Origin of the sequence: Micromonospora sonchi (genome assembly GCF_014646235.1) — a bacterium.
In the GTDB taxonomy this organism is placed as follows: domain Bacteria; phylum Actinomycetota; class Actinomycetes; order Mycobacteriales; family Micromonosporaceae; genus Micromonospora; species Micromonospora sonchi.
Map to the genome: position 1 here is coordinate 74478 of NZ_BMNB01000014.1, position 25423 is coordinate 99900.

Here is a 25423-nt window from a genome sequence, read left to right on the forward strand (position 1 = left end):
CCTACTCGGCGTGTCGAGTGGCTGCGGCGTCAACGATCAAGAGGCGAGCGAGGTGGACCCGTACGCGAGCGGGTCGGTTGAAGCTCCTTGTCTCGGGTAGCGGTTTCTCACCCGAGACAAGGAGGAGAGTCGCCATGCGGGCAGTCACCTGGCACGGTAAACGGGACGTACGAGTCGAGGAGGTGCCCGATCCCCGCATCGAGGAGCCGACCGATGCGATCGTCCGGATCACCTCCACCGCGATCTGCGGCTCGGACCTGCATCTCTACGAGGTCCTCGGGCCGTACCTCAAGCCCGGTGACGTGCTGGGCCACGAGCCGATCGGGGTCGTCGAGGAGGTCGGCCCGGGGGTGACCCGGCTCAGGCCCGGCGACCGGGTGGTGGTGCCGTTCAACATCTCCTGCGGCAGCTGCTGGATGTGCCAACGGCAGCTGTACGCACAGTGCGAGACCACCCAGGTCACCGCCGAGGGCAAGGGCGCCGCCCTGTTCGGCTACACCTCGCTGTACGGCTCCGTGCCCGGCGGGCAGGCGGAGTACCTGCGGGTGCCGTATGCCGAGTTCGGCCCGATCAAGGTGCCGGACGACGGCCCCGACGAGCGGTGGCTCTACCTCTCCGACATCCTCCCGACCGCCTGGCAGGCGGTGCAGTACGCCGACGTCCCGCGCGGCGGGACCCTGGCCGTCTTCGGGCTCGGCCCGGTCGGGCAGTTCTGCGCCCGCGTCGGCCGGCATCTCGGCGCCGAGCGGGTGATCGGGTTGGACCTCGTGCCGGAGCGGCTGGCGATGGCCCGCCGGCACGGCGTGGAGGTGCTCGACGTCTCCCAGCTCGACGACGTGCCCGGCACGTTGATCGACCTGGTGGACGGGCGCGGGCCGGACGCGGTGATCGACGCGGTCGGTATGGAGGCTCACGGCGCGCCGCTGGCCAAGGCCGCCCAGACCGTCGCCGGACTGCTGCCCGACCGGCTCGCCCAACCGATGATCGACAAAATCGGGGTGGACCGGCTGGTCGTGCTCAAGGCCGCGATGAAGGCCGTCCGGCGCGGCGGCACCGTCTCCGTCTCCGGGGTGTACGGCGGCGAGGTCGACCCGCTGCCGCTGATGGAGATGTTCGACCGGGGCATCCAGCTGCGAATGGGCCAGTGCCACGTCCGCCGCTGGACCGACGAGATCATCCCTCTGCTCGCCGACGACGCCGACCCGCTCGGCGTGGCGGACCTGCGTACCCACCGGCTGCCGCTGGCCCAGGCTCCGCAGGCGTACCAGATGTTCCAACGCAAGCAGGAGGGTTGCATCAAGGTCGTCCTCGCCCCGTGAGCACATCGAGGGGCACACAATTCTCGATCAGTCGGCCTAGGGTGTTCGGAGGACACCATCAGGGACTGACGGGAGAGACACTTGACGATCCGGATGAACCGCAGGGCCGCGCTCGGTCTGGGCACCGTGGCCACGGCCGGCACCGTGTTCGGAGCGGCCGTGCCGGCCGCCGCTGACCCCGGCCGCGTCGCGCCGGCCGCCGGGGCGGGGGCCGGCGGCAACCCCAGGCGGATCGCGGCCCGCATCGGGGCCGCCTACCGCCGGGAGAGCGGCCGGGCCGGAGGAAACTGGCAGGCGTACGTCAGCCTCGCCGGCCCGGCCGGCGGCGACCCGCTGGAGGCGGTGAGCGAGTCGGCGGACCGACGGATCGAGGCGTACAGCGTCAACAAGATCGCCGTGGCGGTCGCGGTGCTGGACAAGGTCGACCGGGGCCTGCTCACGCTCGACCAGCAGGTGGAGGTGACGGCGGGGATCATCGTGCCGGGTGGCGACGGCATGTTCAGCCTGGACGGCGCCTACCCCAGCCTGGTCACCCTCGGGCACGTGCTGGCCAACCTACTGACCGTCTCCGACGACACCGCCGTACGGCTGTGCGGGCTGGTCTGCCCGGCCGCCGAGCTCAACCAGATCCTGGTGGCCAAGGGCTTCCCCAACACCCAGGTGCAGCCGGTCGCCAACCCGAACCGGTTCTTCCTGGGCACCAGCACGCCACGGGAGACCCACGACCTGCTCCGGGCGCTCGTCGGCGGCGCGCTGCTCTCCCCCGCCTCGACGGAGGTCGTGCTGCGGATGCTGCGCTCACCGGTGGCGTTCACCGACGGCATCCGGCGCGACATGTCCTCGGCCGAGCGGGCCCGGATCGCCACCAAGGCGGGCTGGTTCGCCGACGCCCGGCACGAGGCCGGAGTGATCTTCGACGCCGCCGGGGCGCCCCTGGTGACGTACGCCCTCTTCGCCGACGGCCAGGCCGGCGCGGACGACTTCGGCGCCACCCACCCCGCCGTGCAGGCCCGGGCCCGGTTGGGGCGGCGGTTCCTGACTCTGACCGCCGGCCTCGGCGGCGCCGGCACCGCGCACCGCGCTCACCTCCACCGGCCGAGCAACGGCGGCTGATTCGGCGGGCGGCGACTAACGTGGTCCCGGGGAGCAGTTGAGGGGGGATCATGCGGGCGCCGAGGGAGCCGGGGCGGCCGACCACCGGCCAGCGGATCAGTGGGTCGGTGGCCGGCCTGGCCGCGTTGGCGGGGCTGGCCGGGCTGGTCTGGGCGGCCCGGGACATTCCGGCCGCCCTCGGTGGCCGACTGGCCGGGGCGCGGGCCGAACGGGCCGCCCGGTCACCGCAGTTCCGCGGCGACGCGTTCCACAACCGGGCGGCCACCCGGACGATGGCCCCGGCCCCCGACCGCAACCTGCTCCGGGAACTGATCTTCGGCAAGCAGAAGCGCCGGCCGAGCGTCGCGGTGCCGCTGGTCCGGCCGACCCGCGCGCCGGAGGTCGATCCGGCGCGCGAGCTGAACATCGTCTGGTACGGCCACGCCTCCGTGCTGGTCGAGATCGAGGGCCGGCGGGTGCTGCTCGACCCGGTGTGGAGCGAGCGGTGCTCCCCGTCGGCGACCATCGGTCCGCGTCGGCTGCACGAGCCGCCGGTACGCCTCGACGAGTTGCCCCGGCTCGACGCGATCCTGATCTCGCACGACCACTACGACCACCTGGACATGGCCACGGTGCGGGAGTTGACGGCCCGCCAGTCGGCACCGTTCCTGGTGCCGCTCGGTGTCGGCGCCCACCTCGACCGCTGGGGCGTGCCGGCCGACCGGATCGTCGAACTGGACTGGTCGCAGACCCACCGGGTGGCCGACCTGGAGATCACCTGCGCCGTCGCCCAGCACTTCTCCGGCCGTGGGCTGCGCCGCAACGGCACCCTGTGGAACTCCTGGGTGGTGGCCGGGCATCAGCGCCGGGTCTACTACACCGGCGACTCCGGCTACTTCGAGGGGTACGCCGAGATCGGCGCGGCGCACGGGCCGTTCGACGTGACGCTGATGCAGATCGGCGCGTACGACCGGGCCTGGCCGGGCATCCACATGTTCCCGGAGGAGGCGGTCACCGCCCACCTGGACCTGCGCGGCGGGCTGTTCCTGCCGGTGCACTGGGCCACGTTCAACCTCGCCCTGCACGACTGGTCCGAGCCGGTGGACCGGCTCTGGGCCGAGGCCAAGGCGCGCGACGTCCGGCTGGCCGTGCCGCGCCCCGGCGAGCGGGTGGTGGTCGACGATCCGCCGCCGGTCGACGGCTGGTGGCAGTCGATCGCCTGAGCCCTCACAGCACGAAGGCGTCGGTCCAGAGGGCGCCGGAGCGGCCGGAGAGCGAATCCAGCATCGCCACCGCCTGGCCGTCGGTGAGCTGGGCCACGAAGTCCACGATGGCCCGGCCGCGGGCCTTGCCGATCCGGTCCGGGGTGCGCGGGTGCAGCTCCGCCTCGGCCAGCTCCACCAGGTCGTGCAGCCGCCGGGGCAGCCGGGACTCCTCCTCCGGGTCGAGCAGCCACTCCAGCAGCGCCTCGATCAGCGTGCCGAGCAACCGCGCCTGACCGCGCTGATGTAGCGCCAGGTCGGGGCGGGCCAGCACGAAGCGGTGGTGCACGAACTTGAGCACCTGCACCTCGTGCCACTGCGCCGGGCCGAGCAGCACGTGCCCCGAGCGCACCGACGGCTGCTCGACGACGGTGATCGCGTCGACGAACCGGGTGGTCCAGCGGGCGGAGAAGCGGGTCACGTACTGCTCGGCCTCGATCGAGCCGTCGAACGGCAGGGCGAGCAGCCCCTCCACCAGCTCCCCGCGGACATGCTCGACGGCGGCGGCGAACGCGTCGTCGTCGGCGATCCAGCCGTCCTTGCGGTGCAGTTGGCGGCGCAGCCGCTCGATCGCCGCGCCGGGCCGGCGGGCCGAGGTGGTCAGCGCGGCGTCGGTGATGGCGCGCAGGCTAGCCCCCTCGCGCTGCCAGGCCATCAGCTCGGCGGCCACCGCGCCCTGCTGGAGCACGCCGACCCGGTAGAAGTCCTCCACGTCGTGGATGGCGTACGCGATGTCGTCGGCGGTGTCCATCACCGACGCCTCGACGGTCTGCTGCCAGTCGGCGATCCGTCCGGCGAACGGGGCCCTGGCCTGCCGCAGGTCGTCCAGCTCGGTGCGGTACGCCCCGAACTTCACCGAGCCGCTGTCCGGGTCGTCGAACGGCGCGGTGGCCCCGCGCGGCGGCGGATCCATCAGGCGCGGATGCGGGTCGGGGTGGTCGAGCCGGGTCCACGGGTACTTCAGCATCGCCGCCCGCACCGCCGCGGTCAGGTCCAGCCCGGTGGTGGCCGCGCCACGGATCTCGGTGGAGGTGACGATGCGGTACGACTGGGCGTTGCCCTCGAACCCGTCGGCCAGGCCGAGCCGCTGCCGGGCCAGCCGGTCCAGCACCCGCTCCCCCAGGTGCCCGAAGGGCGGGTGACCGAGGTCGTGGGCGAGCGCGGCGGCCTCCACCACGTCCGGGTCGCAGCCGCCCAGCTTCTCCATCAGGTCGCGCTGCCGCCCGTCGGCGGTGAGCCGTTCGGCGATCGCCCGAGCCACCTGGGCTACCTTCAGGCTGTGCGTGAGCCGGTTGTGCACCAGCAGCCCGGACCCGCCCGGACTGACCACCTGGGTGACGCCGCCCAGCCGGGTGAAGAACGGCGAGCCGACGATGCGGTCCCGGTCGGCCCGGAACGGGTTGGTGGCGAGGTCGCCGAGGGCCCGGGCGCTGCCACCGAACAGCCGTCGGGCGCGCGGCTCAACAGGTGGTTCCATGATCGCCACGGTAGCCCGGCAGAATGCACCACGGAACCCACATCAGAAGGCGGAGCGAAGACGTGACCCTCACTGTTCATCAGCGCATCGCCGAGGAACTCGGCGTCGCCGAGCGCCAGGTACACGCTGCCGTGGAGCTGCTCGACGGTGGCGCCACCGTGCCGTTCATCGCGCGCTACCGCAAGGAGGCCACCGGGCTGCTCGACGACACCCAGCTGCGCACCCTGGAGGAGCGCCTGCGCTACCTGCGCGAGCTGGACGAGCGGCGGGCGGCGGTGCTGGAGTCGATCCGCGCCCAGGGGAAGCTGGACGAGGCCCTGGAAGCGCAGATCATGGCGGCCGACTCGAAGTCCCGCCTGGAGGACATCTACCTGCCGTACAAGCCGAAGCGGCGGACCCGGGCGCAGATCGCCCGCGAGGCCGGGTTGGAGCCCCTGGCCGACACGCTGCTCGGGGACCCGACGCGGGACCCGCGCGAGACCGCTGCCGGCTACGTCGACGCCGACAAGGGGGTGGCCGACGCCGCCGCAGCGCTGGACGGGGCGCGGGCCATCCTGATCGAGCGGTTCGCCGAGGACGCCGACCTGATCGGCACGCTGCGCGAGCAGATGTGGTCGCGCGGCCGGCTGGTGGCCAAGGTACGCGAGGGACAGGAGACGGTCGGGGCGAAGTTCGCCGACTACTTCGACTTCGCCGAGCCGTACCCGAAGCTGCCCTCGCACCGGATCCTGGCCATGTTCCGGGGCGAGAAGGAGGGCGTGCTCGACCTGACCATGGACCCGGAGTCCGACGGCGACGGCGACGCGCCGGTCACCGGGCCGACCCGGTACGAGGCCGCCATCGCCGGCCGGTTCGGGGTCAGCGACGCCGGGCGGCCCGCCGACAGGTGGCTGGCCGACACGGTGCGCTGGGCCTGGCGTACCCGGATCCTCATCCACCTCGGTGCGGACCTGCGGATGCGGCTGTGGCAGGCGGCCGAGGAGGAGGCGGTCCGGGTCTTCGCCACCAACCTGCGGGACCTGCTACTCGCCGCGCCGGCCGGGGCCCGGCCCACCATGGGGCTGGACCCGGGCCTGCGTACCGGGGTGAAGGTGGCGGTGGTGGACGCCACCGGCAAGGTGGTCGCCACCGACACCATCTATCCGCACGAGCCACGCCGGCAGTGGGACGCGTCCCTGCACACTCTCGCCACGCTGGCCGCGGCGCACGGGGTCGAGCTGGTCGCCATCGGCAACGGCACCGCCAGCCGGGAGACCGACAAGCTGGCCGGCGACCTGATCAAGCGGCATCCCGAGCTGAAGCTGACCAAGATCGTGGTTTCCGAGGCCGGCGCCTCGGTCTACTCCGCCTCCGCGTACGCGGCGCAGGAGTTGCCTGGGCTGGACGTGTCGCTGCGCGGCGCGGTCTCCATCGCCCGCCGGCTCCAGGATCCGCTCGCCGAACTGGTCAAGATCGACCCGCGCTCGATCGGTGTCGGGCAGTACCAGCACGACCTGTCCGAGGTGAAGCTGTCGCGGTCGCTGGACGCGGTGGTGGAGGACTGCGTCAACGCCGTCGGGGTGGACGTCAACACCGCGTCGGCTCCCCTGCTCACCCGGGTCTCCGGCATCGGCGCCGGGCTGGCCGAGAACATCGTGCTGCACCGGGACGCCAACGGGCCGTTCCGCACCCGGGCCGACCTGCGCAAGGTGGTCCGGCTCGGGCCGAAGGCGTTCGAGCAGTGCGCGGGCTTCCTGCGCATCCCCGGCGGCGACGATCCGCTGGACTCCTCCAGCGTGCACCCGGAGGCGTACCCGGTGGTGCGCCGGATCCTCGCCTCGACCGGCCAGGACCTACGGTCCGTCATCGGCAGGAGCGCCATCCTGCGCGGGCTGCGCGCGACCGATTTCGTCGACGACACGTTCGGCCTGCCCACCGTCACCGACATCCTGACCGAGTTGGAGAAGCCGGGCCGCGATCCGCGACCGGAGTTCAAGACGGCGACCTTCGTCGAGGGCGTCGAGAAGATCAGCGACCTGACGCCGGGAATGGTGCTGGAGGGTGTGGTCACCAACGTGGCCGCGTTCGGCGCGTTCGTGGATGTCGGGGTGCACCAGGACGGCCTGGTGCACGTGTCGGCGATGTCGCGCACCTTCGTCAAGGACCCGCACGAGGTGGTGAAGTCCGGCGACGTGGTCAAGGTCAAGGTGCTGGACGTGGACGTACCACGCAAGCGGATCTCGCTGACCCTGCGGTTGGACGACGACGCGCCAGCCGGTGGCGGACGCCCAGCGGGCGGCGATGGGCGACGGGATCGCGCAGCTCAGCGCGCTGACAATGGCAGCGCTCAACGCGGCGACGGCCAGCGCGATGGTGGTCAAGGCGGCCAGCGCGGCTCCCGTGGCGGACCGCGGCAGGGGCGGGGCGGCGGGGCGGCGCCCGCCAACGATGCCATGGCCGAGGCGCTGCGCCGCGCCGGCTTGGCCTGAGGGCGAGCCGAGGCAGGTACGACCGTCCGGAGAGCCTTCCACCGGCGGCCGCCGAGGCGGCGGCCGCCGGTGATCGCGTACGGTCGAGTGGTGGATTCCCAGGACGGCCTCGACTGGCGGGAGCGGCAGCGGCGGGCGGTGTCGGCGCACGCGGTGGCCGACGAGCGGCGACGAGCGGCGGAACAGGCCGCGGCGGCGGAACTGGTGGCCCAGTTCGTCGCCGAGGCGGTCCGGCGTGGGCTGCCGGCCACGCGACTGACCGCGCGGTCGTACGACGGGCGGAGGCGGTACCGGACCCGGCTGCGCGGATGGTACGTGGACCGGGCGCAGAGCCGGGCGATCGATCTCGACGGACGATTCCATCTGCTGACCGTGCCCGGCGGCCTGCGAGCCAGGTTGTTCGGCGCGGACCCGCAGCCCAGTCCGGCCCCGCTGGTCGTCGGTGCGGGCGGACGTGATGGGGAGTCGATGCCGCTGGAAATCCTGCTCGCCCGGCGGCTTCACGAAGACGACGGCGCCTGACCCGGGTCGGGCGCGATCGGCGCGCGACCGCACCGTGACCCACCGCAAGCCACCAATCGGACTTATCCTGTCAAGTCATCGACACTACTACTCTGTGTTGCGCATCCACGTCATTATGGTGCCCCCCATGTGGACATGGCTTGGCACCACGTTGGCGGGACTTTCGGCACTGAGCGCAGTCATGTCGACCGGTTTGCTCCCTGCTACGCGGAGCGCGACCACACCACGACCGGAATCAACAGCTGACCAGGCGATCGTCACGGGCTACGCCCGCGACGGCTTCCGTCCACAGGTCGTTCCAGAGTCAGCCCTGCCCTACAACGAGGGCCTGCTGGCACCTCGGGTGGATCCATCCGTCCACGACGAGCACGGGGTACGGATGTTCATCTACCAGGGCGTGCCATACGACCTCCCGGTGGCACAAGCGCAGTGGGGGTTGGTGAACCTGCGCACCTACCGATCCACCGGTGACAGACTCTTTCTCGAACGGGCGATCGCACAGGCTCAGCGAAATCTGGACCGGCAGGTCGACTCCCGGGGCGGCTCGTTCTTTCCGTACCCGTTCAACCATTCCCTCTGCCCGGGCAAGCCGGACATGCGTGCGCCGTGGTACAGCGCGATGGCGCAGGGACAGCTACTCAGCCTCTTCGTCCGGCTTCACGAAATAGCCCGAGACCCGAAGTGGCGGACCGCAGCGGACAAGGCCTTCATCAGCTTGCTGCTCAGCCCCACGCCCGGCGTTGCCTGGGCCAGCTGGGTGGATTCCGGCGGCAGCCTGTGGCTGGAGGAGTATCCGACGACATCCACGGCCGTTGGCCTACGGGTCCTCAACGGCCACATCTTCGCCCTCTACGGTGTGTACGACAAAGGTCTACGAGTTGACCCGCGCACCGGCCCTGGCCCGTCTCGCCGACCTCCTCCGGGAGGACTATCCGACACCGGCGGTGTCCGGCGTCGTCCGGTTCTCGGCCGGCACACACATCGGCTATCAGTTCAACGCCGCAGGTCAGATAACTGCCCAGAAATCGTTGTTCCTGTCCCGCACCTCCGCAGCCAACACCGACCTGAGGATCCGGGTGCAGGGCCGGGGCCTGTACTACCGGATCACGAACGGCACACTGGCGGGCTACCTGGCCTCTGCGGTTCCCGGTCAACGCGTCCTGCTAGGTGCCGTGGTGCCGCACACGTACGCTCCACCGCGAAAACTCGCCTTCAATCCAGGCACCTACACCGGGTACCGCTACGATGCCGGCTGGGCCGTGGCCGCCAAAAAGACCTTCACCTTCACCCGGTCGTCAGCGGCACCCTTCGGGGCCACGGCATGGGTGAACGGAAGACTCAGCTACCAGATCACCGGTGGCGTCTACGCTGGCTACTGGCTCCCCGCAGCGGCCGGTCTCGTGCCCGCGTAGCGGGTCAGGAAACTCTGCGCACACGCCAGGTCCGCACGATCACGGCACCCGTGTCCGCCCACCCGATTCGACAGTTGTCCACCCAGAGCCAGGCAACTAAGCCGTTTCATCACCTTCGCGCTTATTCGCCTGGTAAAACCGGTGATTAGACGACGAATCGGGAGGATTGGCGTGCCCGTCGACAAGATCTATCTCTCCCCGCCGGACGTCGGCCCACTGGAGGAGCAGTACGCGCTGTTGGCGATCAGGTCGGGTTGGGTGGCTCCCCTGGGACCAGAGGTCGACGCCTTTGAAGCCGAGGTGGCGCGCCGGGTGGGCACGGCTCACGCGGTGGGCACCAACTCGGGGACGGCCGCTCTGCACCTGGGCCTGCTGGCCCTCGGCGCCGGGCCGAACCAGGTGGTCGTCGTACCGACCCTGACCTTTGCGGCAACGGCCAACGCGGTCGTCTACACCGGCGCGCGCCCATACTTCGTCGACTGCGACCCGTCGACCGGGAACATCGACGTGGACCTGCTCGACGAGGTCCTGACCCGACTGCGAAGAGACGGCAGGCAGGTCGCGGCGGTCATACCGGTGGACATGTTCGGACGCTGCGCCGACTACGAACGGATACTTCCGGTCTGCGCCGCGGCGGGTGTGCCCATCCTGGAGGACGCCGCCGAGGCACTGGGCGCGTCCCGGGCGGGCCGAGCGGCCGGATCCTTCGGAACTGCCGGAATTTTCTCCTTCAACGGCAACAAGATCATCACTACCTCCGGTGGCGGGATGCTGCTCACGGACGACGACACCATCGCCCATCGGGTCCGTCATCTGGCGACCCAGGCCCGCCGGCCGGTGGCGCACTACGAGCACACCGATATCGGTTACAACTACCGCCTCAGCAACGTCCTGGCAGCCATCGGCCGGGCCCAGCTACGTCGTCTGGACACGATGATCGACCGGCGGCGAGACCTGCGGGAAAACTACGCCAAGACGTTCGCCGCAATACCTGGAGTTCGTCTTCTCGGCGAGGGCGATCCTGGTGACAACTGCTGGTTGACCGTCATCGTGGTCGACCCGGACGAGGCAGGCTGGGCGGTCGGGGAGTTGGCCACCCACCTGGCCGAACAACACATCGAGACCCGGCCGGTCTGGATGCCGATGCACCTGCAGCCGGTTCACGCCGGTGTCGAGGCCGCTGTGACCGGAGCCGCCGAGCGGCTCTTCTCCACCGGCCTGGCCCTGCCCAGCGGTTCGGCGATGACGGAGACCCATCGGGCCCGCGTCGAGCACGCGATCGACGAATTCCTGGCCAGCAGATGAGCACGGCCTTCGCCGTCGGTGGCGCGGGCCGGGGCTGCGGCCTGCTCGACGCCGACTGCCCCGACGTGTACTTCACCTCCGCGTACGGCACGGCCACGGCCTCGGCGGATTCGGCCACCTGGCAGGTCGCCCACGAGCACGACCGGTTGATCGTGCCCTACTTGTCACGCCCGGTCGGCGAGTCCGACCACGACGCCAGCACCCCGTACGGGTATGCCGGGGTCCACGTCGATCCCGGATGCGCACCCGCCGACCTCGCACAGTTCTGGAACCGGCTGGTCGAGCACTGGCGACAGACTCGTACGGTCGCCGTTTTCTTGCGCTTCTCCCCCCTGGACCCCACGTCGGTGCAGGCCGTTCGGGCGCTCGGCCGGGTGGACCTCGTCCAGCGGCAGGACACGATCACGATCCCTGTCTCGCCGGGGCCGGATGAGGTCTGGGACGGCATGGAGGGGCGTTCCCGTACGGCGATCCGCAAGGCCCGCAGCGTGGGCCTCACCGCCACGGTGCGACCGGCCGACCTAGCGGACCTGATGGTGGGGTCACCCTTCCGCCGGTTGTACGAGTCGACCATGCTCCGGCTCGGGAGCCAGCCCTGGTACCTCTTTCCCGACGACTACTACCGGCAACTGGCCGCAGGCCTGGACAAGGCACTGTCCATCGCGGAAGTCCGCAACGCGGACGGCATGGTAGCGGCCTGCGCGCTCGTAATGCGGCATCGGGACCGTGCGCACTACCACCTAGCCGGGTCGGATCACTCGGCTGGTCGCCTGGGCGCTAACAATCTTCTCGTCTGGACGATCCTCTGCTGGGCCGCGGAGCAGGGCTGTCGTCTCGTCCACCTCGGCGGTGGAGTGCGGCCCGATGACGGGTTGTTCCGTTTCAAGCGGTCCTTCGGTGGATCCAGGACCCCGTTCTGGACGGGCTCCACCGTCGTCGATCCCGAGCGGTATTCGGCACTGGTGGCCGCCCGCGCCCGCCAACTCGGCGTGTCCGCACACAGGTTGTTGTCGGCCGGATTCTTCCCCGCCTATCGAGCTACGACTCATTGAATCAGTCAACAGTGGAGCAGAACCGCATGGAGCCCATAAGAACCGGTGACCGCCGCCTCGTGAAACGAGCGCTGGACATCGCCGTCAGTCTCACCCTGCTCATTCTCTCCGCCCCGCTGTTGTTGGCCGTGGCGGGGCTGCTGCGTCTCGAGATCGGTGGACCGGCGCTGTTTCGCCAGCAGCGCACCGGACAGGGCGGGCGCCACTTCACCATCATCAAGCTGCGGACGATGACGGACACCCGGGATGCCCGGGGCGCCCTCCTTCCGGACAGTCGACGGTGTTCGCGCCTCGGCCTCCTCGTCCGTCGAACGAGCATCGACGAACTACCACAACTGATCAACGTCCTGCGGGGTGACCTGAGCCTGGTCGGTCCCCGCCCGCTGCTACCGCGATACGACCCCTGGTACACCGACCGGGAACGCCTCCGTTTCGCGGTCCCGCCGGGCATCACCGGACTCGCCCAGGTCAATGGGCGCAACGGCCTGGCCTGGGACGAGCGCCTGGACCTCGACGTCCGATACGTGGAGAACTGGTCGCTGCGCCTGGACCTGTGGATTCTCTTTCGCACGGTGCAGAAGGTGTTCGGCGACAGTGGCGTCGCCGCGGACCCATCGGCTGTCATGTTGGACCTGGACAAGGAGCGGATGTCGTCGTGCGTACGCCTGTGACGGCGGTCCGTCCGCGTGCTGCGGCGACGGTCGCCGAGGTGCACTCCCTTCGAGGTCCGAGCGACGTCGACCTCGATGCGGTCACGGCACTGCTGAGGCAATCCTTGCCGGACAGCTGCGCCGGCCTGGTGCCGTACCATGCTGTCGGTTTCGGGGCCTATCTCGGCGCGGCCCTGGCACCGTCGGCCCACCGTCGAACGGTGTTCGTGCGGCATGTCAAGGCCGGCCGACGGGTATGTGCGGTCGCGGACTGGCGGCTACTCGGGACATGCCTGTTTCTCAACGGAATAGTGGTGGATCCCCGCGAGCGGGGCTACAGGTACGGCAGCGGGTTGCTCGACGACGGCGAGCGGCTGGCCCTGCGACTCGGGTGCGACCGGCTCGCTCTCGACGTGTCCAGCACGAACCTGCCGGCCCGTCGACTGTACGAGCGACATGGCTTCGTCGAACGAACCTTCGCGGAGTGGATCGACGTGCGGCCTGGCGTCGCGAGCCATGATCCTGATGTGCGGCTGCTCGACTGGCCGTCGTTCTCGGCCCAGCGGTCGGCGTACGGTTTCGGCGACTTCCGGGTCGTGCTCGGGAGCCGGGATCTCGTCGTACGGGTGGTGGGCAGAGCGATGCGCGTGCCGGCCGACGAGGACGGTAGCGCGATCGCCGCCACACTGTCGGCAACCGTCGTCGCCGATCGAGCCTTCGCCGTCAGGTCGACGAGTGCCGCCGAGCCGACGGGCGAGGCATTCGCCCACTTTGTCCGGATGACTCGAGCACTCACGGAGAACGCCAATGGGTGAAGGAACGAAGGGGCGCCGACCAACCAACTCAGCGGCACCTCGGGTCGCATTCATCAGTCAGTGGTTTCCCCCGGAACCGGCACCCATCGCGCTCGGGATAACGCGGTCCCTGCGGGCCCGGGGTCTCGATGTCGAGGTTCTGACCGGCATTCCCAACTATCCGGCCGGCCGGGTCTACGACGACTACTCGGCTGTTCGACGCAGGGTGGAGCGGCGCGACGGGCTCCGGGTGGTGCGGACCCCGTTGTACCCCAGCCACGATCGCCGTGCGCTGGGACGGGCGGCCAACTATCTCAGCTGGGCGGGCAGTTCGGCGGCACTGGGCGCCTCGGTGCTCCGCGCCGCCGATGTGTCACTCGTCTACGGGTCCCCGATCACCACCGCAGTACCCGCGATCACCACCCGGCTGCGCCGCCGTACGCCATATGTCCTGATGGTTATGGATCTCTGGCCGGACTCGGTATTCGCGACCGGCTTCCTGACCGAGAGAACGACCCGACGAGTCGCCGAGGCGGCCTTGACCGCGTTCACCGAACGGGTCTACCGGTGGGCCGATCACATCACTGTCCCGGCCCCCGGCCTCCGGGAAACGATCATCGATCGGGGGGTGTGCCCCGACAAGGTCTCGGTGGTCTACAACTGGACGGACGAGAAGGTGATGCAACCCGCCGACGCAGATCCCCGGTTCCGGGCACGGCTCGGGCTGACCTCCGACGACTTCGTGCTGATGTATGCCGGCAACCACGGGTTGGCCCAACGGCTCGACGCCGTGATGGATGCGATGGCGCGCTTGGTCGACCTGCCGGACGTACATCTGGTTCTGATCGGTGACGGGCTGGAGAAGCAGGAGCTGCGGACCCGTGCCCGACACCTGAGACTTGACCGAGTGCATTTTCTGGATCCGGTCCAGCCCGAGGCCCTGCCGATGATCATGGCGGCGGCGGATCTGCACCTCGTGTCCCTGGCGGCCGAGCCGCTCTTCCGCATCACGCTGCCCAGCAAAGTTCAGGCGCTTCTCGCCTGCGGACTACCGATGCTCGTCTGCGCGCCAGGGGACGCCGCGCGGATCGTGACCGCCGCCGGGGCCGGATTCGCAGCGCCGCCAGAGGACCCGGTCGGGTTGGCGGAGGTGATCCGGCAGGCTCGGGCCCTGCCCCGGGCCCAGCTGCGGGCGATGGGACGGTCGGGCCACGAGCATTACCACACGTACATGAGCGAGGACGTCAACGCCAAGATCCTCGCCGACGTCCTCACGGCGGCGGCCCGCAGCGGCGGCCCGCGCAGGCAACTCAGCGGCGGATGCCCGCCCAGTCATGGTGTCGACGCACAGTGGAGAGGATGAAGTTGACCACCAGGCGAGAGGTGTCCCGGATCTCGTAGTCGGCCGGGCAGGGCACACCACCCGCGCCGACCTGGTCGACCGCCACCCGGATCGCCTCGACCACCCCTTCGGGCTCCAGGCCGGTCATGATGATGGCACCAGCGTCCAGCGCCTCCGGCCGCTCCATCGAGTCACGCAGCGTTACTGCGGGAAAGCCGAGGATCGCCGATTCCTCGCTGATGGTGCCGCTGTCGGAAAGCACGCAGCGCGCCTGAGTCTGAAGTCTGACGTAGTCGAAGAGGCCGAATGGCTCGTGGAAGGCGATCCCGTCGAGGTCGATGGACTCGCCGGCGAGTGACTCCAGGCGCTTGCGGGTGCGCGGGTGCGTGGAGACGAGTACGGGCAGGGACCATTCCCGCCGCACGGCGCGCAAACAGTCGAGCATGCGGCGCAGCCGGGCCGGCTCGTCCACATTCTCCTCGCGGTGAGCGCTGACCAGGAAGTACCCGCCGGGGTCGAGTTCGAGGTGGCGCAGGACCGACGACGAGTCGATCTGCGGCCGGTAGTGCTCCAACACCTCCCGCATCGGCGAGCCCGTATGCAGGATGCGGCGCGGATGCAACCCTTCGGCGAGCAGGTTGCGCCGAGCGTGCTCGGTGTAGACGAGATTGAAGTCGGCGACGTGGTCCACGAGCCGCCGATTGGTCTCCTCCGGCACGTTGAGGTCGAAGCAGCGGTTGCCGGCCTCCATGTGGTACACGGGAACGCGCATCCGGCGGGCGATCACCGCCGCAATGGCACTGTTGGTGTCACCGAGCACCAGCAGCGCATCCGGCTTGATTTCCCGGAGGGCTTCCTCCACCCCGATCAGCACGCCGCCGAGCACTCTGGCCAGCGACGACGTATCCACCCGCAGGAAGCGGTCGGGCTCCCGCATGCGCAGCTCGGCAAAAAAGACGTCGGAGAGGGTTCGGTCCCAGTTCTGGCCGGTGTGCACCAAGACATGTTCCATCGTCCGATCGAGACGGTCCATGACGCGGGAAAGCCGGATGATCTCTGGTCTCGTCCCCACCACCGTCATGACGCGTGTCATGTCTTCCCCTCCGAACAACCCGATCCTGACAACGACTGCGCTACATCTGCGTCTTAACGATTCGGACCGGCTGCCGGACACGTCGGCTCAACGTGAGCAAAACACGCATTAATTGAATCCGAAGTTGTGGCATCGTCGCCGCCGATACGGGTGTACGGTCCGGTTTACATGAACCGACGACTCCCCTCCCACTTCCTTGGGGGGGCAGGAGAACATATGCGAACCTCGCTTTCTGATCGATGCTTTCTGATCACCGGCGGAACTGGCTCCTTCGGTCAGACAATGGTCGCCCGGTTGCTCGCCGCTGGTGCCCGTGAGGTACGGGTGCTCAGCCGGGACGAGTCCAAGCAGGACGCGATGCGGCACCGGATACGCGATGAACGCGTCCGCTACTACGTCGGCGACGTCCGCGACTCGGACAGCGTCGTCAAGGCGAGCCGCGGAGTGGAGTACGTCTTCCACGCCGCCGCGTTGAAGCAGGTCCCGTCCTGTGAGTTTTTTCCGCTGGAGGCGGTGCGGACCAACGTGTTGGGCAGCGCCAACGTGGTGGATGCCTGTGAACGCAACGGTGTGGAGACATTGGTGCTCCTCAGCACCGACAAGGCGGTCTACCCGGTCAACGCGATGGGCATGACCAAGGCCCTGATGGAGAAGGTCGGCCAGGCACAGGCCAGGAACAACCCCTCGGCTCGCACTCGGGTCTGCTGCGTCCGTTACGGCAATGTCATGTACTCGCGCGGTTCGGTGATCCCGCTGTTCATCCATCAGATCCGCAACGGCCTCGCACCGACGGTGACGGAGCCGACGATGACCCGTTTCCTCATGTCCCTCAGCCAGTCGGTGGAACTCGTCGAGCACGCCTTTCAGTACGGACAGCCGGGCGACATCTTCATCCGCAAAGCCGATGCGTGCACGATCGGCGACCTGGCCATCGCCCTTTGCAACCTGTTCGGCGCTCCCGCCAAGTTCGAGGTGCTCGGCGTGCGGCACGGCGAGAAACTGTACGAGACATTGGCCAGCCGGGAGGACCTGGCTCGGGCCGAAGATCTTGGCGAGTTCCTACGGGTTCCCGTCGACAGCCGGGACCTCAACTACGCCCTGTACTTCGATGAGGGCGATGTCGGGCGGGACCACCTCACCGATTACCACTCGCACAACGCACGACGGCTGGACATTTCCGAAATCATGTCCGTGCTTCTGACGTTGCCCGAAATTCGGGCTGAACTCGACGCTGCCCAACTGACGCCGGCGGCGCCGGCATGACCGGGTGGATGGGCGGCCCGAATCGCGCGGAGAAATCTTGATGAGTCAACGCATTCTCGTCCTCGGTGCCACCGGCATGCTCGGACACACACTGATGCGGGAACTGAGCCACTGCCCGGACCTGGACGTCCGCGGCACTGCGCTGTCGCTGGCCGGACGCGAGGAACTCTTTCCCGCCGAGTTGGTCGCCCGGATCACCACCGGTGTAGCAGCGTCGGACCTGACCGGGATACGGCGTCTGCTCCGCGAGACGCGGCCGGACGCGGTGGTCAACTGCATCGGGATAATCAAGCAACGGCCGGACGCCCAAGACCCGATCCAGGCGATCTCCATCAACGCCCTCTTCCCACACCATCTCGCCCGAGAGTGCGCGGAAGTGGGTGCTCGGCTCATCCACATCAGCACGGACTGTGTGTTCTCCGGCCACCAGGGCGGCTACACGGAGGGCGACCTCCCGGATCCGTCCGATCTCTACGGCCGGTCGAAGTTGTTGGGTGAGACCGTCAGGGGCGGGTCCTTGACGCTGCGCACCTCGATCATCGGACACGAACTCGACAGCGCACGGTCGCTGGTCGACTGGTTCCTCGATCAGACCGCAGTGCGGGGCTACACCAAGGCGATCTACAGCGGCCTGACCACCGTGGAATTCGCCCGGCTGCTGCGGACAGTAGTCCTACCGAACCCCGACCTGACCGGGTTGTTCCACGTGGCCGCCACACCCATCGCCAAGTACGACCTGCTGCGACTGATCGCCACGACGTACCAGTGGACCGGTGACATCGAGCCGTACGACGGCTTCGTCTGCGACCGGTCGTTGTCGGCGGAGGCGCTGGCCGACGCCACGGGTTACCGTCCCCCGGCCTGGCCAGAAATGATCTTCAACCTCAAGCGCGCCCGAGATCGGTGGGCGGATGAGTCAACGTCTCCTCGATGACCCACGCACGCCGCCGACCGGCAAGGGACCGGCGCGACTTGCTGGCCCACGACAGGCGGAGCACTCATAATGGTCATCCTTCTCCTTCCCGTCCTCGCACTCGCCGCCGTCCACTACATGGTGGCGGTCCGCCGGTACGGCATCCTCAGCCCGGATGGACTATTCTTGGCGTGTCAACTGATCATGCTCTACGGCACAGCACGCCTGGTGGACATCTCGGATGAGGTCGAGCGGTACTACGTCCAGTTGATGGCGGCCGCAGTGGCCATCTACATCGTTGCCAGCCTGACGACCAGCCTGGTGGCCACGCGCGATCGGATCCCGGGCCGGGCCGGCTTCGCCGACTACTCCGTCACACTGGTGGCACCAAGATGGTCTATTTACGTGGTCATCGCGGTGGCGATCACGGTGACGATCGCCTACTTCTTCGCCGTCGGATACAGCGCGTTTCTTCTCGGACTACAGGGCCAACTCAGTGACGCACCAGTGGACATCGCCACCTTGCGCCTGGAGTCGTATGCAGGTGATCGGTATCTCTTCCCAGGTTTCGTCAACCAGTTCAAGAACGTAATCCTGCCAGCGCTGTCGCTCGTGCTGGCGGTGTGGTCATTCTCCAGAGGAGGCCTCACCGCTCGGGTCGGCTCGGTCGTTCTGCTGGGGCTGTCTGGGCTCGGGCTGCTGGCAACCGCCCAACGTGGTGCCATGGTCATGTTCCTGACCACGGTGGTGGTCTACGCATACCTGCACCACCGCCGTCACCTGCCCCCGGTTGCCTTACTGCCCTTACTGCTCGGGGCGCCGCTGGTGATCCTGGCGACATACGTGCTGAATCGTGATCGCAACAGCACCGAGGGGCCACTCCACACGGCATTGACCGACCTCAGCAACCGGTTCCTGAACGACAATCAGGCGTCCGGGATCGCGGCCTTCAACTACACCCACTCGCGACCGGTCCGTTACGGCGGCGAGTGGCTGGAGAGCCTGCTCGGCATCCTGCCCAGCCATCGCGGCAGTGCCCTGAGCGCGGAGGTCTTCTACACCATCTACGGCTCGACCCGCGGCACCACGCCACCATCGTTGTGGGGCTCGGTCCACCACAACTTCGACACCTTCGGGCTTCTCCTCATGGCTGCCCTGTTCGGGGTGTCGTTGCAGATCCTCACTCAACGCACCCTTCGGCACAGGGAGTACAACTCCCTCCAACTGGTCGGGTTCGCCGGGACCACCGTCGTCCTCGGAACGTGGGTCGCCGGCGGCATCGAAACGCCCTTGAACGTCGGTCTGGCCGCGTATCTGGGATTGTGGTACTGGGGTGGGCGGATAGGAAACCGCAACCGCCAGCGGACCGCACACACACGACCGACTGCCGTGCCTGGCGCCGCACAGTCACATCTCGACGCCTGTCGAGACAGGCCGCCAGCAACATCTGGTCGGCAACTCGCCGGACGGACCTGATCGGCTTGCGATCCGAGTCCGGCAGATCGCCGGCCAAGTCTCCGTTACCCCACCTCCTCCGGAGTTGGCGGAGCGGCAGCCGACGAGGAGTGCTCAGTATCGCCGGAGGAAGCGCCTGCGGCCAGTTGCTCCTGATGCTCGCCGCACCCCTCCTCGCACGGTTGTACAGCCCAGCCGATTTCGGGGGCTTCGCCATCCTCACCACGCTCACCGCAGCCCTCGCGGCGGTGGCCGCTGGCAGGTTCGAACTCGCGATTCCGCTACCGGAACCGGACTCTGAGGCCCACGACCTGGTGGCCGTTGGACTGCTGATGGCACTGGGCACCGCGCTGATCGGCACCTTGGTGGTTGCGGCGTGCCGTGACCGGGTCGGGTCGGCGTTCGATCAGCCAGCGCTGACAGGATGGCTGTGGCTTGTGCCGTGGACGGCAGCGGCGATGGCCGCGGTACAGGTGCTCAATCAACTAGCGATCCGGTACCGCCGCTACCACGCGATAGGACGTCGCAACTTCCTCCAGGCAGCGGTGACCCTGCTCACCCAGCTCGGCGCGGGCGCGGCGGGACTGCGTGCCGGTGGACTGGTGCTTGGTCTGGGAATCGGTCAGGCTGCCGGTGCGCTCAGCCTCCTGTCCGGCGCGCGTCGCCCTGATCCTGGTGGGAAGCCCACCCTGGTTCGTCGGCACAGGCTGTTACGGGCCGCTGCCCGGTACCACCGGTTTCCCCTGATGCTCGCGCCATCGGGGTTGCTCAACGTGCTGGGTCTCCAGCTCCCCGTCCTGCTCTTCGCCTATTACTACGGAGCCGAGGTCGCCGGGTGGCTCGGGTTCACCCAACGGATCCTCACCCTGCCCATCGCGCTGCTCGGCTTGGCAGTCGCTCAGGTCTATCTGGCCGAGTTGGCGCGAGTTGCCCGCACGGACAGCACCCGCGCGTCGCAACTGTTCCTGCGGACAAGCCTCCGGCTCGGTCTCGTTGCCATCGCCGGCGGCGCGCTCATCGGCCTTAGCGCCCCGACAGTGTTCGCACTTGTCTTCGGCTCGGCGTGGACCACCAGCGGCGTCTACGCTCAGGCGCTGGCAATCTTCACGGCAACGCAGTTCGTCAGTTCTCCGCTGTCCCAGACCATGGTCGTCTTCGGGCGCCAGGGCCTACAACTGACCTGGGACGTCGCTCGGGCGATAGTGATCGTCGCGTCAGTGGCCGGCACCGCCCTGTCGGGTGCCTCGGCCCTGACGGCGGTGTGGGCATTCGGACTGTCCGCCGCCGCCGTCTACACCGCGGGCTGGCTGCTCTCGCTGCGGGTGGTCACGCAGGCCCGCCGCCACCGACCGGCCGACACACCTGAGCCGGCGCTGTCAGCGCTCGCAAGCGGCTCGCGAGACTGATGCACTCCGACGCCGCATCCACCAGGCCTTCGCAACCCACGCCGACCTGGTTCGTTGAGCCAGGCGTCGCCGGCTGGGCCGGCCCCTGCGTGCATCCAATCCCGTCTACCGCGCGGCCGTGTCCGCATGGGCGACTGACGGGCCGAGAAGAAACTGGTTACGCATGACCACCAAGACGAGTCTCCTGCTGTGCGACCTGTCGCCCTTTCGTCTCTCCACAAGGACGCGGAAGATTGCCGTGACAGCAGCGCCCGTTCTTTATGGCGCCGTTAGCGCCATCACGCTCGCGCGGGTCGGCCGCAACGGCGCTGCCGACGAACCCGGGTCGTCCCGAGTCGACGGCATCGAGGTGGAGCAGGTGCCGGTACGCCGCATCGACGACCGGCGCCGGTTGAGCTCATCGGTCCGCAACCTGTTCACTGTCTACCTTCCAGCGCTGCGGGTGCTGCGCCGCCGGGTGCTGGCCACGCCAGCTAAGACGATCTTTGTCGGTCACATCGCCCTGTACTGGCTCGGCTTGGCGCACCGGCGACGCTGGGGCAGTCAGATCATTCTGAACGGGCGTGAGCGGCCGGGTGGCATCCGTACCCCGGGTTCGCTGGCCACCTGGTTCTCCCGGGCTGAACCGGTCCTGCTCCGGTGGGTGGCGCGACGTGCCCCAATGACGGTTCTGGCGGTTTGTGAGAGCCATGGAGCGGAGTTCCGCAAACTGGGCTTCGACGATGTGCTCGTTGTTCGCAACGTTCCGCTCGCCTCCTTCGCGCCGGAATTTGTGCCGCCCCCACCAGGCCCCGAGCTGATCATCGCCTGCGTCGGTACGCTCTACACCGGACGCGGCATCGAGGCGCTGATCGATGCTGTCGTCGCGGCCAGTGAAGCCGGTTCCCGGATACGACTGGAAATCACCGGGCCCGCGAGCCAGGAGTACCGAGAGGCTCTGCTGGCTCGGATCAGAGCCGCCAGAGCCGAGTCGTACATCTCGCTGCCGAGCCCATGTCCGGTCAGCGAGGTGCCCGCCCGGATCCAGCGGGCGCACATCGCCACGGCGCTCTACGAGCCGGTGGATGCAGCCAACGACTCGCTGTCGAACAAGCTGTTCGAAGGGGTCGTCGCCGGAAGGCCGGTGATCGCCGGCAACCTGGCCGAAAACCGGACGGTAATCGAACGGTTTGGAATCGGCTGGTCGGTCCCGGTCGCTCCCGGACCACTCGCTGAACTACTACGCGCACTGGCCTCGGACCTACCTCGAGTCCAGGCGATGGCCGAGCACTGCTACCGGACCGGCCAGTCAGAATTTACCTGGGAGACAGAATCGTCCGCACTGCAGAAGCGGCTGTTGGAGGCCGTCGGGCCAGTGCCGGTCCAGGCCAATGCATCCGGAGCAACGCGATGAGCGAGCGGTGCGCGGTCCAGGTTATGCACGTCACCGGCGCGCGTCCCAACTTTCCCAAGGCGGCACCGGTCATCCGAGCGCTTGGCAGTCGAGGCATACAACAGCAGCTGGTACACACCGGGCAGCACTACGACGAGCAGATGTCCGAGGTGTTCTTCCGCCAGCTTGGCCTACCGGCGCCCGACGTGAATCTCGCAGTGGGCTCTGGAAGTCACGCCATCCAGACCGGCGAGATCATGACGCGGATGGAACGGCTCATCCTGGCATCCCGTCCACGCTTACTGGTCGTCTACGGCGACGTGAACTCCACCCTGGCTGCCACCCTGGTAGCAGCCAAACTGGCCGTTCCCGTCGCGCATGTAGAGGCAGGATTACGCAGCTTCAACCGTGCCATGCCGGAGGAGATCAACCGGCTGGTCACGGATCGGTTGTCCGACCTGCTCTTCGCCACGAGCCCCGAGGCACTCGTACATCTTGGCAATGAGGGGATCACCGCCGAAAAGATATTCTTCGTCGGTAACCCGATGATCGACACATTGCTCGCCAATCTGCACCTCCTCGAACCTGCGGCCGTCAGACAACAGCTGGGGCTACCAGGGCGGTATGCGGTGGCCACTTTGCACCGACCAGCCAACGTCGACGATCCTGACGACGCGGCGAAGCTCGTCAAGGTGATGCACGACGTGGCCGACCAGATCATCGTCGTGGTGCCGTTGCATCCTCGAGGGCGCGACCGCCTCAGGGCTGCGGGGTTTTTTCGGCATCCCCAGATCCGGGTCGTCGAACCGATGGGCTACATCGAGTTCCTCGGTCTCGTGCGGGGAGCTCACGTGGTAGTTACGGACTCCGGCGGCGTGCAAGAGGAGACGACGATTCTGGGCGTGCCGTGCCTGACGCTGCGTCCCGAAACTGAACGACCCGTGACGATCACGCATGGAACCAATCGGCTGGTGACCCATGAGGGTCTGGCGGCGGCGATACGGGAGGTTCTGTCAGCCGAGAAGGCCTCCTGCTTGCCCGTACCTCCCCTCTGGGACGGCCGGGCCGGAGAACGCATAGCCGACGTGGTGGCACAGTTCCTCGGTGATCCCGGCTCGGCGGCTGGAGGCCAGCCCGTCGGCGCACCTCGACCCGCGCCGTGGAGCGAAAGCGTGGCCAGCTCAAGTTGAGCCTCCTGGCCACGCCTGAAATAGCCAATCGGATACCAGGTCCAAAAACATGAAAAAGAGGACTTAAGGAGTGATGCTCAGTTAAATGGTGATGGACGCACGTGGCCACTGACCTGCCGCAGGTCATCTCGTTCGGCCGCGCAGGAGCAGGGAGTCGTTACATGCCGCCGGAAGTACACCGCGAGCAGCAGCCGGAATCCGTCATCGTGAGCCGGGCCAGAGCAAGTCGTCGTACCGCCGGTTTCCTGGGCGCGGACGCCCTCGCCTGGGTGGGCGGGTTCCTGGTCGCCAGTTGGGCGCGATACGAGTACGGGCTCAGTTCCGACCAGGTGATCAACGCCCTGGTGCTCGGCGGCGCGGCCGCCGTGCTGCACGTGGGCGTCAGCGCCACCCGTCGTACTCACGCCGGACGCCAGCCCTTGGGTAGCGTCGAGGAGGTCCGCGGCCTCGCCGGCACCACCGCCACGACTGCCGCCGCGGTTCTACTCGCGCTGCTCGCCTTCGGCGACCGTCCGATACCCGCCAGTAGCCCCGTGGTCGGTGGCGCTCTGGCCCTGCTGCTGATGCTCAGCTTCCGCCTGCTGCACCGGCACCGGCGGGATCGCGCCATGCGTCCCGACGCCCGTTCGGCGACCCCGGTGCTGCTCTTCGGCCTCGGCGAGGCCGGTCAGGGTCTGGTACGCGCGATGCTGAGCGACCCGAAGGGCCGCTACCTGCCCGTCGGCGCGCTCGATGACGACCCGGACAAGCGGGACCTGCGAATCGCCGGTGTCCCCGTACTAGGCGGCCGCCACGACGTCGCTGACGCTATTCGCCGCACCGGCGCGACGACCCTGATCTTCGCCGTGGCCAACGCCGACGCCGCATTGATCCGGCAGATGCGGGAGGCAACTCTCCGCACGGGTACGGCGTTCAAGGTGCTTCCGTCGGTCCGGGAACTGGTGGACCACCGGATCACGGTCAGCGACGTCCGGGACGTCCAGATCGGCGATCTGCTCGGCCGACGACAGGTGGTCGGTGATCTGACGTTGGACGACAACGGCCTCACCGGTCGGCGGATCCTCGTCACCGGTGCCGGTGGTTCGATCGGCTCCGAGCTGTGCCGGCAGATCATGCGCGCCAACCCCGGTGAGCTGATGATGCTCGACCGCGACGAGACGGCGCTGCACGGCCTCCAGATGTCGCTCACCGGGCGGGCGCTGCTGGACGGCTCCGAACTGATCCTCGCCGACCTGCGCGACGACGAGGCCATCCGGCGCATCTTCCGGGAACGCCGGCCCGAGATCGTCTTCCACGCCGCGGCGTTGAAGCACCTGACTCTGCTGCAACGGCATCCCGGTGAGGCGGTCAAGACCAACGTCTGGGGCACCCTCACCGTGCTCGACGCCTGCCAGGATGTCGCCCGCTTCGTCAACATCTCCACCGACAAGGCCGCGAACCCGATCAGCGTGCTCGGCTACTCGAAACGCCTCACCGAGATGCTCACCGCGCACGCTGCGGCAACCTACCCGGGCACCTTCCTCAGCGTCCGATTCGGCAACGTGCTCAGCAGCCGAGGTTCGGTGGTGACCGCGTTCCAGCGGCAGATCGAGGCAGGCCAGCCGTTGACCGTCACTCATCCTGACGTGACGCGCTACCTGATGACGGTGCAGGAGGCGGTGCACCTGGTACTCCAGGCGGCACACATCGGTCGCGACGGCGAGGCGCTGGTGCTCGACATGGGTGAGCCGGTCCGCATCGACGACCTGGCGCGCCGGATGATCGCCCAGGCCGCCACCCCGGTGGAGATCGTCTACACCGGGCTGCGGCCGGGCGAGAAGCTGCACGAGGACCTGCTCGGGCACGGGGAGAATGATCACCGGCCGCTGCATCCGCTGATCTCGCACGTGCCCGTGCCGGTGCTGGATCCGCTCGAGGTCAGTGGGATCGATCCGTTCGACGTCCCGGAGAAGGTCATCGACCAGCTCGCCCAAATCTGCGGCAGCCTGCCCGCGTCGTTTCCCGGGCGTGTGCCGGGGATACCGCTGGCCCGCTGA

20 protein-coding genes and 1 pseudogene are annotated in these 25423 nt (G+C 68.5%); 19 read left to right on the forward strand and 2 right to left on the reverse strand.

Going from position 1 to position 25423, the window contains the following annotated elements; translation table 11 throughout:
- Positions 1 to 134 precede the first annotated feature (134 nt).
- The 3 genes from IEY61_RS16610 to IEY61_RS16620 all read left to right on the forward strand — a co-directional run bounded on the left by IEY61_RS16610 (position 135) and on the right by IEY61_RS16620 (position 3634).
- Entirely contained in the window at positions 135 to 1319 is a 1185-nt protein-coding gene (locus tag IEY61_RS16610; protein WP_189045261.1) for a zinc-dependent alcohol dehydrogenase, read from the forward strand.
- A gap of 93 nt (positions 1320 to 1412) precedes the next feature.
- Positions 1413 to 2432, forward strand: a complete 1020-nt coding sequence (locus IEY61_RS16615; protein ID WP_189045263.1) for a serine hydrolase — start codon at positions 1413 to 1415, stop codon at positions 2430 to 2432.
- Positions 2433 to 2482: 50 nt separating this feature from the next.
- A complete protein-coding gene (locus tag IEY61_RS16620) occupies positions 2483 to 3634 on the forward strand; it encodes an MBL fold metallo-hydrolase (protein WP_189045265.1) in 1152 nt (383 codons plus the stop codon).
- Between the two features lie 4 nt (positions 3635 to 3638).
- On the opposite strand, the gene IEY61_RS16625 is transcribed toward IEY61_RS16620, so the two are convergent.
- Positions 3639 to 5150 (reverse strand): deoxyguanosinetriphosphate triphosphohydrolase family protein, encoded by a 1512-nt coding sequence (locus IEY61_RS16625; RefSeq protein ID WP_189045267.1) that lies wholly within the window; start codon positions 5148 to 5150, stop codon positions 3639 to 3641.
- A 62-nt stretch (positions 5151 to 5212) separates the two neighbouring features.
- Between IEY61_RS16625 and IEY61_RS16630 the strand changes: the two genes are divergently transcribed.
- From IEY61_RS16630 to IEY61_RS16665, 9 genes and pseudogenes are all read left to right on the forward strand, one after another.
- Positions 5213 to 7618 carry a Tex family protein gene (locus IEY61_RS16630; RefSeq protein WP_189045269.1) on the forward strand — a complete coding sequence of 802 codons (2406 nt, stop codon included), beginning with the start codon at positions 5213 to 5215 and terminating at the stop codon, positions 7616 to 7618.
- A gap of 90 nt (positions 7619 to 7708) precedes the next feature.
- Positions 7709 to 8140, forward strand: a complete 432-nt coding sequence (locus IEY61_RS16635; protein WP_189045271.1) for a hypothetical protein — start codon at positions 7709 to 7711, stop codon at positions 8138 to 8140.
- A 595-nt stretch (positions 8141 to 8735) separates the two neighbouring features.
- A pseudogene (locus IEY61_RS32165) lies at positions 8736 to 8945 on the forward strand (D-glucuronyl C5-epimerase family protein); the annotation flags it as partial.
- A 49-nt stretch (positions 8946 to 8994) separates the two neighbouring features.
- Positions 8995 to 9552 carry a hypothetical protein gene (locus IEY61_RS31250; RefSeq protein ID WP_229705958.1) on the forward strand — a complete coding sequence of 186 codons (558 nt, stop codon included), beginning with the start codon at positions 8995 to 8997 and terminating at the stop codon, positions 9550 to 9552.
- Between the two features lie 171 nt (positions 9553 to 9723).
- Complete coding sequence (locus IEY61_RS16645) at positions 9724 to 10857, forward strand: DegT/DnrJ/EryC1/StrS family aminotransferase (protein ID WP_229705959.1); 1134 nt, start codon at positions 9724 to 9726, stop codon at positions 10855 to 10857.
- Entirely contained in the window at positions 10854 to 11909 is a 1056-nt protein-coding gene (locus tag IEY61_RS16650) for a lipid II:glycine glycyltransferase FemX (RefSeq protein ID WP_189045276.1), read from the forward strand. Before IEY61_RS16645 ends, IEY61_RS16650 begins: the two co-directional genes overlap by 4 nt.
- A gap of 59 nt (positions 11910 to 11968) precedes the next feature.
- Entirely contained in the window at positions 11969 to 12580 is a 612-nt protein-coding gene (locus IEY61_RS16655; RefSeq protein ID WP_308424576.1) for a sugar transferase, read from the forward strand.
- The gene (locus IEY61_RS16660; RefSeq protein ID WP_189045280.1) at positions 12565 to 13374 is read left to right on the forward strand and encodes a GNAT family N-acetyltransferase; all 810 of its coding nucleotides are present in this window, start codon (positions 12565 to 12567) and stop codon (positions 13372 to 13374) included. The genes IEY61_RS16655 and IEY61_RS16660 overlap by 16 nt, the downstream gene beginning before the upstream one ends.
- Positions 13367 to 14716, forward strand: coding sequence for a glycosyltransferase family 4 protein (locus IEY61_RS16665; protein WP_189045283.1), 1350 nt, complete (start codon positions 13367 to 13369; stop codon positions 14714 to 14716). The genes IEY61_RS16660 and IEY61_RS16665 overlap by 8 nt, the downstream gene beginning before the upstream one ends.
- Here the strand turns inward: IEY61_RS16665 and wecB (IEY61_RS16670) are convergent.
- Positions 14664 to 15869, reverse strand: a complete 1206-nt coding sequence (wecB, locus tag IEY61_RS16670) for a non-hydrolyzing UDP-N-acetylglucosamine 2-epimerase (protein ID WP_229705960.1) — start codon at positions 15867 to 15869, stop codon at positions 14664 to 14666. The genes IEY61_RS16665 and wecB (IEY61_RS16670) overlap by 53 nt on opposite strands.
- A gap of 135 nt (positions 15870 to 16004) precedes the next feature.
- Here wecB (IEY61_RS16670) and IEY61_RS16675 point away from each other — a divergent pair, with 135 nt between their 5' ends.
- The 7 genes from IEY61_RS16675 (at position 16005) to IEY61_RS16705 (ending at position 25423) form a co-directional block, all read left to right on the forward strand.
- The gene (locus IEY61_RS16675) at positions 16005 to 17051 is read left to right on the forward strand and encodes a polysaccharide biosynthesis protein (RefSeq protein WP_189045409.1); all 1047 of its coding nucleotides are present in this window, start codon (positions 16005 to 16007) and stop codon (positions 17049 to 17051) included.
- 40 nt (positions 17052 to 17091) lie between these two features.
- Positions 17092 to 17985, forward strand: coding sequence for a dTDP-4-dehydrorhamnose reductase family protein (locus IEY61_RS16680; RefSeq protein WP_189045285.1), 894 nt, complete (start codon positions 17092 to 17094; stop codon positions 17983 to 17985).
- Positions 17986 to 18054: 69 nt separating this feature from the next.
- A complete protein-coding gene (locus IEY61_RS16685; RefSeq protein WP_189045287.1) occupies positions 18055 to 19440 on the forward strand; it encodes a hypothetical protein in 1386 nt (461 codons plus the stop codon).
- 89 nt (positions 19441 to 19529) lie between these two features.
- A complete protein-coding gene (locus tag IEY61_RS16690; protein WP_189045289.1) occupies positions 19530 to 20825 on the forward strand; it encodes a lipopolysaccharide biosynthesis protein in 1296 nt (431 codons plus the stop codon).
- Between the two features lie 163 nt (positions 20826 to 20988).
- Positions 20989 to 22218: a glycosyltransferase gene (locus tag IEY61_RS16695; RefSeq protein ID WP_189045291.1), complete on the forward strand. Its 1230-nt coding sequence runs from the start codon at positions 20989 to 20991 to the stop codon at positions 22216 to 22218.
- On the forward strand, positions 22215 to 23387 hold the full coding sequence (gene wecB / locus IEY61_RS16700) for a non-hydrolyzing UDP-N-acetylglucosamine 2-epimerase (RefSeq protein WP_229705961.1): 1173 nt from the start codon (positions 22215 to 22217) through the stop codon (positions 23385 to 23387). The genes IEY61_RS16695 and wecB (IEY61_RS16700) overlap by 4 nt, the downstream gene beginning before the upstream one ends.
- 161 nt (positions 23388 to 23548) lie before the next feature.
- Complete coding sequence (locus tag IEY61_RS16705; RefSeq protein WP_189045293.1) at positions 23549 to 25423, forward strand: nucleoside-diphosphate sugar epimerase/dehydratase; 1875 nt, start codon at positions 23549 to 23551, stop codon at positions 25421 to 25423.

What these genes read in the sequence shown, in the direction of transcription:
- IEY61_RS16610 (WP_189045261.1), top strand. Translation starts at nt 135, where the DNA reads ATGCGGGCAGTCACCTGGCACGGTAAACGGGACGTACGAGTCGAGGAG.
- IEY61_RS16615 (WP_189045263.1), top strand. Translation starts at nt 1,413, where the DNA reads ATGAACCGCAGGGCCGCGCTCGGTCTGGGCACCGTGGCCACGGCCGGC.
- IEY61_RS16620 (WP_189045265.1), top strand. Translation starts at nt 2,483, where the DNA reads ATGCGGGCGCCGAGGGAGCCGGGGCGGCCGACCACCGGCCAGCGGATC.
- IEY61_RS16625 (WP_189045267.1), bottom strand. Translation starts at nt 5,150, where the DNA reads ATGGAACCACCTGTTGAGCCGCGCGCCCGACGGCTGTTCGGTGGCAGC.
- IEY61_RS16650 (WP_189045276.1), top strand. Translation starts at nt 10,854, where the DNA reads ATGAGCACGGCCTTCGCCGTCGGTGGCGCGGGCCGGGGCTGCGGCCTG.
- IEY61_RS16665 (WP_189045283.1), top strand. Translation starts at nt 13,367, where the DNA reads ATGGGTGAAGGAACGAAGGGGCGCCGACCAACCAACTCAGCGGCACCT.
- IEY61_RS16675 (WP_189045409.1), top strand. Translation starts at nt 16,005, where the DNA reads ATGCGAACCTCGCTTTCTGATCGATGCTTTCTGATCACCGGCGGAACT.
- IEY61_RS16680 (WP_189045285.1), top strand. Translation starts at nt 17,092, where the DNA reads ATGAGTCAACGCATTCTCGTCCTCGGTGCCACCGGCATGCTCGGACAC.
- IEY61_RS16685 (WP_189045287.1), top strand. Translation starts at nt 18,055, where the DNA reads ATGGTCATCCTTCTCCTTCCCGTCCTCGCACTCGCCGCCGTCCACTAC.
- IEY61_RS16695 (WP_189045291.1), top strand. Translation starts at nt 20,989, where the DNA reads ATGACCACCAAGACGAGTCTCCTGCTGTGCGACCTGTCGCCCTTTCGT.
- wecB (WP_229705961.1), top strand. Translation starts at nt 22,215, where the DNA reads ATGAGCGAGCGGTGCGCGGTCCAGGTTATGCACGTCACCGGCGCGCGT.
- IEY61_RS16705 (WP_189045293.1), top strand. Translation starts at nt 23,549, where the DNA reads ATGCCGCCGGAAGTACACCGCGAGCAGCAGCCGGAATCCGTCATCGTG.